We start from the raw sequence: 12,852 nt of genomic DNA, 5'->3' as shown, positions 1-12,852 counted from the left end.
TCGTGCAGAGGCCCCTGATCGGGGCTACTGGAAGAAACGGCTGGTGATCATGACAACTCACACCGAACCGCGCGACACCTCCGCAGTCGGCCGAAACCCGCATCCCCGCAACTTCATCGGCACCGCGATGCGTGTGCTGTCGACGGTGACGGGTTCGGAGTTCGCCGACAAGTACAAGATCCGCGAGCCCATCAACCGCGTCGCCTACCAGGCCACCAAGACCGGGTTCCAGACCCTCGGTGCGGCGAACCGCGCGTTCAAGGCTGTCCAGGGCGGTTCGGGCGACGCCAAGCGTCTGACCACCGCACCCAAGGACTACTTCAACCTCACACCTGACGACGAGCAGCAGATGATCGCGGAGACGGTGAAGGACTTCGCCACCGAGATCCTGCGCCCCGCCGCATACGACGCCGATGCCTCGGCCACCGCGCCCGAGGACATCGTCAAGCGCTCGGCCGAGCTGGGCATCACGATGATCAACGTGCCAGAGGACTTCGACGGCGCGGCCACCGAGCGCGGCGTGGTCACCAACGCACTCGTCGCCGAGGCGATGGCCTACGGCGACATGGGACTTGCGCTCCCGCTGCTCGCACCCAGTGGCGTGGCCACCACCCTCACCAACTTCGGCACCGACTCCCAGCAGCGCACCTACCTGCCCGACTTCGCCGGCGAGAACGTGCCGCAGTCGGCCGTCGTCATCGCCGAGCCGAGGCCGCTGTTCGACGCATTCTCGTTGAACACCAAGGCAACCCGTGTGCCGAGCGGCTATCGCCTCAACGGCGTGAAGTCGTTCGTCCCGGCCGCCGGCTCGTCGGAGCTGTTCATCGTCGGCGCCCAGCTCGACGGCAAGCCCGCACTGTTCATCGTCGAATCCGACTCCAAGGGACTGATCGTCGAGGCCGACCCGGGCATGGGCGTCCGCGCCGCCGGCATGGGCCGCCTGCTCCTGCAAGATGTCGCCGTTCCGGAATCGGCACTGATCGCCGGCGAGGGCGACGCCGCCGGCGCCGCCTACCGCGACGTCGTGCGCCTCTCGCGTCTGGGCTGGTCGGCGTTGGCCGCCGGCACCGCGCGGGCCGTCCTCGACTACGTCATCCCCTACGTCAACGAGCGCGAGGCCTTCGGCGAGCCGATCTCCAACCGCCAGGCGGTGGCGTTCATGGTCGCCAACATGGCGACCGAGGTCGACTCGATCCGGCTGGTCACGCTGCGCGGCGCCGCTCGCGCCGAGCAGGGCCTGAGCTTCGCCCGCGAAGCCGCCCTCGCCCGCAAGCTGACGATCGACAAGGGCCTGCAGATCGGCCTCGACGGGGTCCAGCTCCTCGGCGGTCACGGCTTCACCAAGGAGCACCCGGTCGAGCGCTGGTACCGCGACCTGCGCGGCGCAGGTATCGGCGAAGGCATCGTCGTCCTCTAGACCGTCTCCTGACCCAAGGAATCTGACATGAGCATCAATCTCGAACTCCCGAAGAAGCTGCACGTCACCATCGATCAGGCACATCAGGCGGCGGCGGAGATCTTCCGACCCATCTCGCGCAAATACGATCTGCGCGAACACGATTACCCGGTCGAGCTCGACACCCTGGCCAGCCTCTACGACGGCCTCTCGGAGACCGGCCAGGCCGGTGCGGGCGCCGACGGCGGTCGCAGCCAGCAGAAGAAGGCCAAACCCAAGGCTGAGGGCCAGGTCGTCAACGGCGGCAACATGCAGTCCGTCGTGAACGTCATGGAGACCTCGTGGGGCGACGTCGGCCTCATGCTCTCCATCCCCTATCAGGGCCTGGGCAACTCGGCGATCGCCGCGGTCGCCACCGACGAGCAGCTCGAACAGTTCGGCAAGGTGTGGGCCGCAATGGCGATCACCGAACCCAGCTTCGGCTCCGACTCGGCCGCGGTGAGCACCACCGCGACCCTCGACGGCGACGAGTACGTCATCAACGGCGAGAAGATCTTCGTGACCGCCGGCTCGCGCGCCACCCACATCGTCGTGTGGGCGACCGTCGACAAGAGCCTCGGCCGTGCCGCCATCAAGAGCTTCGTGGTTCCGCGTGAGCATCCCGGTGTGGAAGTCGTTCGCCTGGAACACAAGCTGGGCATCCGCGTCTCCGACACCGCGGTCATCCGCTTCGAGAACTGCCGCATCCCCAAGGAGAACCTGCTCGGCTCCCCCGAGGTCGACACCAAGAAGGGCTTCGGCGGGGTCATGCAGACCTTCGACAACACGCGTCCCCTCGTCGCGGGTATGGCCGTGGGTGTCGCGCGTGCAGCGCTCGAGGAGCTGCGTCGCATCCTCGACGAGGCCGGCATCGAGGTCGACTACGACCGCCCGGCCGCCGACCAGCACGCCGCGGCCGCCGAGTTCCTGCGCATGGAAGCCGATTTCGAGGCCGCCTACCTGCACACCATGCGTGCTGCGTGGATGGCCGACAACAAGCAGCCCAACTCGACCGAGGCGTCGATGTCGAAGGCCAAGGCCGGACGCACCGTCACCGACATCACCAACAAGGTGGTCGAGCTGACCGGCACGCTCGGCTACTCCGAGCGCCTGCTGGTGGAGAAGTGGGCGCGCGACTCGAAGATCCTGGACATCTTCGAGGGCACCCAGCAGATCCAGAACCTCATCATCGCCCGCCGCGTGCTCAACAAGAGCAGCGCCGAGCTCAAGTGAGCGCCTGACGCAACAGCATTCGGCCCCGCCACCTCATCGAGGTGGCGGGGCCGATTCGCTGTCGAGAGACGGCTCGCCTCAGACCGCCCAGACCACAGCCAAACCCGCTGCGCACGCCGCCGCCGACACGAGCAGGGTGAGGACTGCGTACGCACCGGCGACCAGTCGCTGTTTGTTCTCCGCCAGGCGGACGACCTCGAAGCTGGCGGTGCTGAAAGTCGTGTAGCCACCGCAGAATCCGGTCCCGATGATCGCCTGCAGTTCATGCGGTGCACCGTGGAACAGCACCAGACCGGCGAGTACACCGAGCAGCGCCGAACCGCTCACGTTGATGACGAAGGTGCCCCACGGGGTGATGGTCGGCCACTTCCACTTGACCGCGCCGTCGACGACGAAGCGCGTCACCGCGCCCAGCGCTCCCGCAACCATCACGGCCAGGGCGATCAACGTCGTGCCCATCGAGTCGCGAACCCCGAGGCGAGCGCGATGCCACTGGCTGACGCCAGCAGACCGAGGACGACGCTGACCACCGCATACGCGAGTGCGGTCACGACCGCCGAGGCCCGTGTCAGTTCCGAGATCTCCAGTGCGAAGGTGCTGTAGGTCGTCAGCGCCCCGCAGATGCCGGTACCGCCGAAGAGCCTCACCCGCTGACGCCACCCCTCGTCGTGCCCGAGGCGGGCAAGCAGTTCGAGGAGCGCACCTAGGACCAACGCACCGATGACGTTGACCGCGAAAGTCGCCCACGGCCAGTGCCCCTCGGCGGAGGGAAACGTCTCCTCCGCCCAGTACCGCACGCCCGTACCGATCAGCCCGCCCGCGAACACCCACGCCAGAGCGTGCACGCGCAGGTGCAGCGGACGTTCGTCGGGGTCGACGGGGAGTTCGTCGTGCTTGTCCACCTGCACGCGACCCAGTCTGCGCTAGGTGACGACGGTGTACAACACGATCAGGTAGACCGGCACCAGGACGTCGAAGAAGAAGATCGGTCCGGCGTTGCCCGGCTTGAAGTTTCGCCTGGTCACCATCTCTCGCACGTGCCCGACTGCGGCGCCCAGGTAGAACACGGAGAACGCGATGATCGTGGCCAGGGTGAACTCGTCGCCGAACCCCGACGCGATCACACCCAGGACACCGGTCGCGAGACTCGCGAGCCCGACCTCCCACTGCCACGGCGTCTTCGACGGCCAGCCGATCGAGTCCGCGATCGGCTCACCGAAGAACATGTGTCCACAGCCGGTCATCCAGCCCTGCACGCCGATCATCCACAGCACCGAGTTCTCGAGCAGATCCCGGCCGAGGTCACCTCCCGGTGACAGCGCATCGATCACGGTCATGACGACCGTGCCGACGAGTCCGACGAAGGGGACGACGGCTATCGCGATACGGAGGATGCGGTCGCTCACGGCGTCGGACCTTCTCAGCCCTTCAGCTGTTCGGCGAGCGCGGTCAGCACGTCCGGGTCCTCGATGGTCGACGGAACCGTGTACTCCTCGTGATCGGCTATCTGGCGCATCGTCTTGCGCAGGATCTTGCCCGACCGCGTCTTCGGCAAGGCCGGCACCACGGTCACGTCGCGGAAGGTTGCGACCGCGCCGATCTCCTCACGCACCTTGGCCACGAGTTCACTGCGCAGCGTGTCGGCCTCGATGTCGACGCCGGACTTGAGCACCACATACCCGCTCGGCCGCTGCCCCTTGAGGTCGTCGTGGATGCCGATGACCGCGCACTCGGCGACGGCCGGGTGCGACGCCACCACAGCTTCGATGCTTCCGGTCGAAAGGCGGTGTCCGGCAACGTTGATCACGTCGTCGGAGCGGCCGAGGACGAACACGTAGCCGTCTTCGTCGACGTAACCGGAGTCGCCGGTGAGGTAGTAACCGTCGAAGGCGGCCAGGTAGGACTTGCGGTAGCGGTCCTCGTCGCGCCACAGACCGGCGAGCGTCCCCGGCGGCAGCGGCAACTCGATGACGATGCTGCCCTCTTCCCCGGCCGACACCGGCTTGCCCTCGGCATCGACGACGCCCACGGCATAACCCGGTACCGGCACGGTGGGCGAACCCGCCTTGATCGGCATCGGTTCCAGGCCACGGAGATTCGCCGCGATCGCCCAGCCGGTCTCGGTCTGCCACCAGTGGTCGACGACCGGGACGCCGAGGGTGTTCGACGCCCAGGTGAAGGTGTCGGGGTCGAGTCGCTCGCCTGCGGCGAACAACGTCTGCAGGGACGACACGTCGTACTTCGCCAGCTCTTCGGCGTTCGGGTCGGCTTTGCGGACGGCGCGGATCGCGGTCGGTGCGGTGAAGAGCGCCTTGACGCCGTGGTCGGAGATGACCCGCCAGAAGGCGCCTGCGTCCGGGGTTCCGACCGGCTTGCCCTCGTACATCACGGTCGTCGCACCAACGAGCAGCGGCGCATAGACGATGTAGGAGTGGCCGACGACCCAGCCGACGTCGGAGGCCGTCCACCAGACGTCGCCCGCGGAGATGTCGTAGATGTTCTTCATCGACCAGGTCAGCGCGACGGCGTGGCCTCCGTTGTCGCGGACCACACCCTTGGGCTTTCCGGTGGTGCCGGAGGTGTAGAGGATGTAGAGCGGATCGGTCGCGGCAACCGGTACCGGATCGGCGGCCTGCGCGTCGGCCATCGCCGTGTCCCAGTCCAGCCACCCGTCGTGATCGGCAGCGGAACCGGCGATCTCGGGACGGTCCTTGACGATGACGGTCTGCGGCGCGTCGGCCGACAGTTCGATCGCCTTGGCCACCATCGGCAGGTACTCGACCGCGCGTCCGGGTTCGAGACCACCGGAGGCGGTCACGATCGCGACCGGCTCGGCGTCGTCGATTCGGGTGGCGAGCTCGGGTGCGGCGAAGCCGCCGAAGACCACCGAGTGCACGGCACCGATCCGCGCGCAGGCCAGCATCGCGATGGCGGCCTCCGGGATCATCGGCATGTAGATGACGACGCGATCGCCGGAGGTGATGCCGCGGGCAGCGAGGACGCCCGCGAACCGGGACACCTCGTCCAGCAGTTCGGCGTAGGTGTAGCGGCGGACCTCGCCGACCATCGCCGAGTCCCAGATGAGGGCCGTACGGTCACCCTGTCCGGCCGCGACGTGGCGGTCGAGGGCGTTGTACGAGGTGTTCAGCTCGCCGCCGGGGAACCAGCGGTAGAACGGCGCGGCCGAGTCGTCGAGGGCGCGGGTGGGCTCGGTGGTCCAGTCGACGGCCTTCGCGGCCTCGAGCCAGAAGCCTTCCCGATCGTCGACGGCCTGGGTGAATGCTTCGCTGTACTGGCCCATGGCCATCCTTTCGTCCGCGCGCTCATGGCGGGACACCCTCACGTGTCGCGCCGCCCCTAGAGCGTATCGGTGTGACGTCCGACACCAAATCGGGTCGCGCGACCTGCGCCGACCGGTCGCCCCCGCGCGACGAACGGTCGTCGAAGGGCTAGTACAGGATCTTGCGGAAGTTCTCCTCCGAGTACCGCTTCTCCAGCGCCGCCTCGTCGACCTCCGGCATCACCTGTTTCGTGATCGCGGCGGGCGACGGCAGCACGTCGGGGGTCCAACTCTCCGGTTTCCACAGATCCGACCGCAGGAACGCCTTGGCGCAGTGGAAGAAGACCTCTTCGACGTCGATCTCCACCGCGAGGATCGGCCGCACGCCCTTGACCGCCAGGTCGTCGAAGTAGTCGCCATCGTCGACGATGCGGGCCCGGCCGTTGACCCGCAGCGTGTCTCCGCGCCCGGGGATCAGGAAGACCGTGCCCGCGTGGGGGTTTCGAAGGATGTTGAGGTACCCGTCGACCCGCTTGTTACCCGGCCGCTCGGGGATGGCGATGCGGGAGTCGTCGACGACGTGGACGACCTTTCCCCGCGGGTCGCCCTTGGGGGACACATCGATCCGACCGTGTTCGTCCGAGGTCGCCAGGAAGACCATGGGAGATTCGGCGAGCCACTCCCGGTGGATCTCCGACAGGGTCGGCTTCACCTTGTTGCGGACCAGATCGACAGGATGCCCGACGATCTCCCGAAGACGTGCCTCGTCGGTGATGTGCATGGGCACATCCTGTCACGCGATCAGTGAACGGCGAGGCCTCGTTGCGGCACAACCCAGCCCGGTACTCGGCGGACGGTCCGCAACGACGCCGCGCGCGTGGTGGTCTGGCGACGATGATGGGTGACCCCGTTGGTGACAACGAGATCCACCCCGGCGCCGAGGCGTCGCGCAAGTGCACGCGCCGTCGAGCCCGGACGGCCACTCGCCGTGCCGAGCACTACCGTCCCGACGTCGAAGCGGTCCGCAGCGTGTTCCACCACGGTCGGCGGATCTCCGTAGCCGGTGTGGGTCACCACCGACCCGGCACCGAGCCAGATGGCCAGTTCACGTGCGGTCCGCAGCTGCTCGGCGACCGCGGCCTGTCCGGTGAGCAGGTAGGACTCATCCTTGAGTGCATCGTGGAGTGCGGTCGGGGCCTGCTCGCGCCGGCTACGTCGTGTGGCGCAGACCAGGATGAGGTCAGCTGTTCCGCCGGTTGCCTTCACCGCGGCCTTCAGGGCCCGGCGCGACGCCTCGCTACCGGACACCCCGACGAGCACCGGCCGCCGCGTGGACAGCCCGGGTGGTTCCGATACAGCGGGCGACGCGACCCATCGCGAGCCGTTGCCTCCTGGGAGCATCATCATCTCGTCCTCTCTCTGATGGTGGAAACGTGCTGCTCACAACGCTATGGAGACGTCGGCGCCAAATCGCCATGCCGCGGGATGAACCGCTCTCCACCCGTGGGTGGAGAACAGAATCCATCGACGGGCGGAGGTGGGGACCGGCTGCGGACCTATCCTGGAACGGTGACGAGCTTCACAGCAGCTCTCGGCGCCGAGCTACGCCGCCGGGTCGAGCGGGCCGGCGGGGACTACCCGCCGCTGTACCCGGCGGTCATCCTGTCGGCGAGCGTGGCCGTCACCGTGGTCTCAGCGGCCCAGCGATACCCGTTCGAGCATCCCGGCTGGGTGATCGCGGGACTCGTGCTCGCATGCGCCACTCTCGTACTCGATCTCAGCGTGCCGCCGTCGACCTACGTCTGCTTCACGGTCCTCGCGAGCACTCTGTGCTTCCTGATGGTCCCGGTACCCAACGATGCCGCGCCCCTTCAGCTGATCCTCACGGCGGCAATCGGCGCCGCGATGTACTCGCTGCGCACCGGAATCCGCGTCGCGGTGCTGTGCGTCGCGTTGGTCGTCGCGTTCGGCATCCTCGGTGACCTCGGGTCCCCCGCGTTGTACGCGCTGGGCGTCGCCTGCGGGTGGCTGATCGGCTATATGGTCCTGATCCAGAAACGTCTGTCCGACAACCGCGCCCGCGTTCTACGTGAGCGCGCCGATCGCGCCGCCAGCGATGAACGGCGCCGCATCGCCCGGGAGATCCACGACGTCATCGCGCACTCGTTGTCGATCACCATGCTCAACGTCACCGGCGCGCGGCGAGCCCTGGAACAGGATCGCGACGTCGACGAGGCGATCGACGCCCTGACCGACGCCGAACGCCAGGGCCGCCAGGCCATGTCCGAGATCCGGAACATCGTGCACGTGCTCGGCGCGAACGAGGAGCAACCGCCCACGACGCCGGCCGGCGACCGCGATCTCGCCGCACTGATCGACGACTACCGGAAGGCGGGCATCCACGTCTCCTACCGCGTGGACGGCGACCTCGCCTCACTCCCCGATCCGGTCGCCGCGGCGCTGTACCGGATCACCCAGGAATCCCTCGCCAACGTCGTCAAACACTCGACCGCCAACCGGGCCACGGTGAGTGTCACCGTGGGTGACTCGGTCGAGATCGCCGTCGAGAATCCATACCTCAATGGACCGGCGAGAGACCGCGACGGCGCCGGGATCGACGGCATGACGCAACGGGCCGCTCTGCTCGGCGGCACCCTCGAGACCTGCCACAACGACGGGACCTGGAAAGTACGGGCCTCGCTGCCGACCCGGGTCATGACCGACGGGCTCGGCGTATGACCACCACCGGTCCCACCGACATCGACGCCGATCCGATCCGTGTACTGCTGGTCGACGACCAGGAACTGATCCGCACCGGATTGCGACGCATCCTCCGGCTCCGCGACGGGTTCGACATCGTCGGCGAATGTGCCGACGGCTCAGAGGTTCTCGCGGCCGTGGCCGAACACCGGCCCGACATCGTGGTGATGGACCTGCGCATGCGCAACATCGACGGCATCACCGCCACGACGATGCTACGAACACTTCGCGAACCGCCGCCGGTGCTGGTGCTGACCACCTTCGACGACGACGATCTGCTGTCCGGTGCGCTGCGAGCGGGTGCTGCGGGTTTCATCCTCAAGGACTCGCCTGCTGAGGCGCTGATCTGGGCAGTAAGAGCCGTCGTTCGCGACGGCGCTTTCCTCGATCCCGCCGTCACCGAACGCGTGCTGAACGGTTTCCGACGGGCCGGACGCGAACAGACCTCGACCGCACCGGACCTGACCGAACGCGAGACCGACGTCCTGCGCCTGATCGCTCGCGGTCTGACGAACGGAGAAATCGGTTCAGCACTGGGTATTTCGCAGGTGACGGTGAAGAGCCACGTGAACCACATCTTCACCAAGCTCGACCTACGGGACCGCGCCGCGGCGATCGTCTACGCCTACGACCGGGGACTCGTCCTGGCCGAATACGACTGAGCGGGCCGCTGGGATCCGCCCCTGAGCTGGGCCCGTGAGCTGCGCCCTCAGCAGGGTCGTCGACGACGATGTGTCCGCCGTACCGTTACCGAAGGTCTTTGCGGAGGTGGTCTTCAGCCGACCAGGCGGACCTCGACGCCGTCGGCGAAACGGTACGGTCCCGCCATCAACAGACCACCGAAACGCTTGCGCAGCCTCGACATCTCGGCGCGGACGGTCACCGTCCGGTCGTCGACGCCGAAGAGGTGGGTCGACATCTGCGCCGCGGTGACCCCGCTGCGGTGTCGCGCGAGATAGGTGAGGATGTCGCCGTGCCGGGGCGAACACCGGTGGGTCCACCCGCCGCTGGCTCCCTCGACCGAGACCTCGACGGACTCTCCCCCGGCGGCGGTCATCACCGTGCGCATGGAAACCCGCGTCGTCGACCTATCCGCGGCGTCGGCCACGCGCACGAGCCAGCCGCCCGGTAGCGCCTCGACGTCACATTCGCCGAGTGCACCGAAGAAGGACCGGCCCGGTCCGACGCCACGCGGCAACACCAGCCGCGAACGCGGGGACACCGCATCCACGGCCGCCACCCACCCGTCGACGTCGACGGCCAGCGCCGGCCCCGGCGAGCGGGCGAGAATCGGTGCAGCCACCGCCCGGAGACAGTCGAGCCGTCGGTGATGCTGTTCCCGCAACTGCGACTCCGCCAGTCGGGCCACTGCATGCACGAGAGCCAGCGTGGTCGGGTGGATCGTCGCAGCCGGACCGCTGACGTCCACGACGCCCAGAATCTCCCCGGTGCGCGGGTCCTTGATCGGCGCGCCGGTGCACGTCCACGAGTGATGACTTCGGACGAAATGCTCGGCGGAGAACACCTGGATGGACCTGCCGGACATCAGGGCGGTGCCGATCGCATTGGTGCCCACCGAGCCCTCAGCCCAGTCGGCACCCTCGATGAACCCCAGCTGATCAGCACGATGCAGCACTCTCGACGACCCGCTCCGCCACAGCACGTGACCCCGCGCATCGGCGATGACCAGAATGTTGTCCCCGTCGGCGATCAGCGAGTCCAGATTGCGAGCGAGTTCGTCGACGACCTCGTGCAGTCCCGATTGACGCCGCCGCTCTTCGAGTTCCTCGACATCGAGGCCCCGCTCGACCGCAGTGTCGGCGTCCGGCGACAGACCTGCCCTGCGGAGCCGCTGCCACGAGTCGTCGATGACGGCCCGCGGACGAGCCGGCATCCGCCCACCTGACATCGCCGCGTCATGGACGGCGCTCAGGACGTGGGCGAACTCCCGCGGATCGTCGCCGGCCTGGACGGCAGGCTCCAGATCGGAGACATGGTCGGAAATCGTCATCACGACGATTGTGCGTCACGTCACAGAACCGGTGCAACGAGGGGGTAGGTCGCAACGGGCTGCAACCCTTGCCGCGGTGGGCACCCGGGGCGTCTGCTGTCCTCAGCAACACTGTGGCCCGCGTCACTGTCGGCGGCCACCCCGAACTGCACGAGGAGAGACCATGACCCAGACGATGGAGCCGGTCGTCAGCACCGGCCGCACCCCGCAGCAGCGCGTCGACGCGTGGCTGGAGGAGTTCGAAGCCGCGCTCGCCGCACTGGATGTAGGGCGTGCGACAAGTGCGTTCCTCACCGACAGCTACTGGCGTGATCTCACGGCCTTCACCTGGAACATCAAGACCGTTGAGGGACACGAACAGATCAGCGACATGCTGACCGCACGTCTGGCCGACACCCGTCCCGCCGGCTTCGCGACGACCGAGGACGCCACCGACGACGGGGACGGCGTGGCGTCGGCCTTCCTCTCCTTCGAGACCGCCGTCGGACGCTGCGAGGGCCATGTGCGCATCCGCCCGGACGCCGACGGCATCGACCGCGCCTGGACGCTCCTCACCACCATGCAGGAGCTGAAGGGATACGAGGAGAACCGCGGCCCCACCCGCGTGCTCGGGGCTGTGCACGGCTCCGATCCGGACACCCGCTCGTGGGCCGAGAAGAAGGCCGACGAAGAACGTGAACTCGGTCGGACTGCACAGCCCTACGTCCTCGTCATCGGCGGCGGACAGGGTGGCATCGCGCTCGGAGCGCGCCTCCGTCAGCTCGGAGTGCCGTCGATCGTCGTGGACCGCCATGAGCGCCCCGGCGACCAGTGGCGCAAGCGATACAAGTCGCTGTGCCTGCACGATCCGGTCTGGTACGACCACCTCCCTTACCTCCCCTTCCCGGAGAACTGGCCGGTGTTCGCTCCCAAGGACAAGATCGGTGACTGGCTCGAGTTCTACACCAAGGTCATGGAGGTCCCCTACTGGAGCAAGACCACCTGTCTCTCGGCGAACTACGACGAGGAGCAAGAACGCTGGACAGTTGAGCTCAACCGCGACGGCGAACGACTGACACTCCACCCGACGCAGCTCGTGCTCGCTACGGGTATGTCCGGCAAGCCCTCGATCCCCACGGTTTCGGGGCAGGACATCTTCGCCGGCGAGCAGCACCACTCCAGTCAGCACCCGGGCCCGGACTCCTACGCCGGCAAGAAGGTCGTCGTGATCGGGTCGAACAACTCCGCCCACGACATCTGCAAGGCGCTCGTCGACAACGGCGTCGACGCCACGATGGTGCAGCGCTCGTCTACACACATCGTGAAGTCCGACTCGCTCCGGTCGATCGCACTGGGTGGGCTCTACAGCGAGGAGGCTGTCGCCTCCGGTATGACGACCAAGAAGGCCGATCTCACCTTCGCCTCGCTGCCCTACCGGATCATGCATGAGTTCCAGGTGCCGGTGTACAACCAGATACGCGAGCAGGACAAGGAGTTCTACGACCGCCTCGAGGCCGCCGGCTTCAAACTCGACTTCGGCGACGACGACTCGGGCCTGTTCATGAAGTACCTACGACGCGGCTCGGGCTACTACATCGACGTCGGCGCCAGCGAGCTCATCGCCAACGGCACCATCAAGCTCGTCCAGGGGCAGCTCGACCACCTCACCGAGAACTCGGTCGTCCTGGCCGACGGCACCGAGCTCGAGGCCGACGTCGTCGTCTACGCAACGGGATTCGGATCGATGAACGGCTGGGCTGCCGACCTGATGGGACAGGACGTCGCGGATCGCGTCGGCAAGGTCTGGGGTCTGGGCTCCGACACCACGAAGGACCCCGGCCCGTGGGAGGGCGAGCAGCGCAACATGTGGAAGCCGACGCAGCAGCCGGGCCTCTGGTTCCACGGCGGCAATCTGCATCAGTCCCGCCACTACTCGCTATACCTGGCTCTCCAGCTGAAGGCTCGGTATGAGGGCCTCGACACCCCGGTCTACGGACTGGCCGAGGTCCATCACCTCAACTGAGTACGTGCAGACGACGAATGCCCCGTGACCAGAAGGTAGCGGGGCATTCTCATTGTCTGTGGTGTGCCGGCCGGCTCGGGGAGTTTGTAGAAGTTGTGCGCGCTAGAGCCGCAGTGTTTCTACATCCTGGC

At 67.4% G+C, this 12,852-nt stretch carries 12 protein-coding genes; 5 read left to right on the top strand and 7 right to left on the bottom strand.

Features of this window, described 5'->3' with window-relative positions; genetic code table 11:
* The first annotated feature begins 49 nt into the window (after window positions 1–49).
* On the top strand, window positions 50–1,417 hold the full coding sequence (locus GONAM_RS03980) for an acyl-CoA dehydrogenase family protein (protein WP_040535373.1): 1,368 nt from the start codon (window positions 50–52) through the stop codon (window positions 1,415–1,417).
* A 27-nt stretch (window positions 1,418–1,444) separates the two neighbouring features.
* Window positions 1,445–2,668 (top strand): acyl-CoA dehydrogenase family protein, encoded by a 1,224-nt coding sequence (locus GONAM_RS03975; protein ID WP_006865488.1) that lies wholly within the window; start codon window positions 1,445–1,447, stop codon window positions 2,666–2,668.
* A gap of 78 nt (window positions 2,669–2,746) precedes the next feature.
* Here the strand turns inward: GONAM_RS03975 and GONAM_RS03970 are convergent, their stop codons facing one another.
* The 6 genes from GONAM_RS03970 to GONAM_RS03945 form a co-directional block, all read right to left on the bottom strand.
* Window positions 2,747–3,127 carry a fluoride efflux transporter FluC gene (locus tag GONAM_RS03970; RefSeq protein ID WP_006865487.1) on the bottom strand — a complete coding sequence of 127 codons (381 nt, stop codon included), beginning with the start codon at window positions 3,125–3,127 and terminating at the stop codon, window positions 2,747–2,749.
* Window positions 3,112–3,576 carry a fluoride efflux transporter CrcB gene (gene crcB / locus GONAM_RS03965; protein ID WP_006865486.1) on the bottom strand — a complete coding sequence of 155 codons (465 nt, stop codon included), beginning with the start codon at window positions 3,574–3,576 and terminating at the stop codon, window positions 3,112–3,114. The genes GONAM_RS03970 and crcB overlap by 16 nt, the downstream gene beginning before the upstream one ends.
* 15 nt (window positions 3,577–3,591) lie before the next feature.
* Window positions 3,592–4,074, bottom strand: a complete 483-nt coding sequence (locus GONAM_RS03960; RefSeq protein WP_006865485.1) for a DUF6790 family protein — start codon at window positions 4,072–4,074, stop codon at window positions 3,592–3,594.
* 14 nt (window positions 4,075–4,088) lie between these two features.
* Window positions 4,089–5,969, bottom strand: coding sequence for a propionyl-CoA synthetase (locus GONAM_RS03955; protein ID WP_006865484.1), 1,881 nt, complete (start codon window positions 5,967–5,969; stop codon window positions 4,089–4,091).
* Window positions 5,970–6,117: 148 nt separating this feature from the next.
* Window positions 6,118–6,729, bottom strand: a complete 612-nt coding sequence (locus tag GONAM_RS03950) for an MSMEG_1061 family FMN-dependent PPOX-type flavoprotein (protein ID WP_006865483.1) — start codon at window positions 6,727–6,729, stop codon at window positions 6,118–6,120.
* Between the two features lie 20 nt (window positions 6,730–6,749).
* The gene (locus GONAM_RS03945; protein WP_040535333.1) at window positions 6,750–7,355 is read right to left on the bottom strand and encodes a universal stress protein; all 606 of its coding nucleotides are present in this window, start codon (window positions 7,353–7,355) and stop codon (window positions 6,750–6,752) included.
* Window positions 7,356–7,517: 162 nt separating this feature from the next.
* On the opposite strand from GONAM_RS03945, the gene GONAM_RS03940 reads away from it, so the two are divergent.
* Complete coding sequence (locus GONAM_RS03940; RefSeq protein ID WP_006865481.1) at window positions 7,518–8,687, top strand: sensor histidine kinase; 1,170 nt, start codon at window positions 7,518–7,520, stop codon at window positions 8,685–8,687.
* Window positions 8,684–9,370: a response regulator gene (locus GONAM_RS03935; protein ID WP_006865480.1), complete on the top strand. Its 687-nt coding sequence runs from the start codon at window positions 8,684–8,686 to the stop codon at window positions 9,368–9,370. The genes GONAM_RS03940 and GONAM_RS03935 overlap by 4 nt, the downstream gene beginning before the upstream one ends.
* A gap of 113 nt (window positions 9,371–9,483) precedes the next feature.
* Here the strand turns inward: GONAM_RS03935 and GONAM_RS03930 are convergent, their stop codons facing one another.
* Window positions 9,484–10,719: a helix-turn-helix domain-containing protein gene (locus tag GONAM_RS03930; protein WP_006865479.1), complete on the bottom strand. Its 1,236-nt coding sequence runs from the start codon at window positions 10,717–10,719 to the stop codon at window positions 9,484–9,486.
* A 163-nt stretch (window positions 10,720–10,882) separates the two neighbouring features.
* Here GONAM_RS03930 and GONAM_RS03925 point away from each other — a divergent pair, with 163 nt between their 5' ends.
* A complete protein-coding gene (locus GONAM_RS03925; RefSeq protein WP_040535331.1) occupies window positions 10,883–12,721 on the top strand; it encodes a flavin-containing monooxygenase in 1,839 nt (612 codons plus the stop codon).
* Window positions 12,722–12,852 lie beyond the last annotated feature (131 nt).

Source organism: Gordonia namibiensis NBRC 108229 (assembly GCF_000298235.1).
In the GTDB taxonomy this organism is placed as follows: Bacteria; Actinomycetota; Actinomycetes; order Mycobacteriales; family Mycobacteriaceae; genus Gordonia; species Gordonia namibiensis.
The sequence above is the reverse complement of the archived record's forward strand: the minus strand, read 5'-3'. Positions and strand labels throughout refer to the sequence as shown.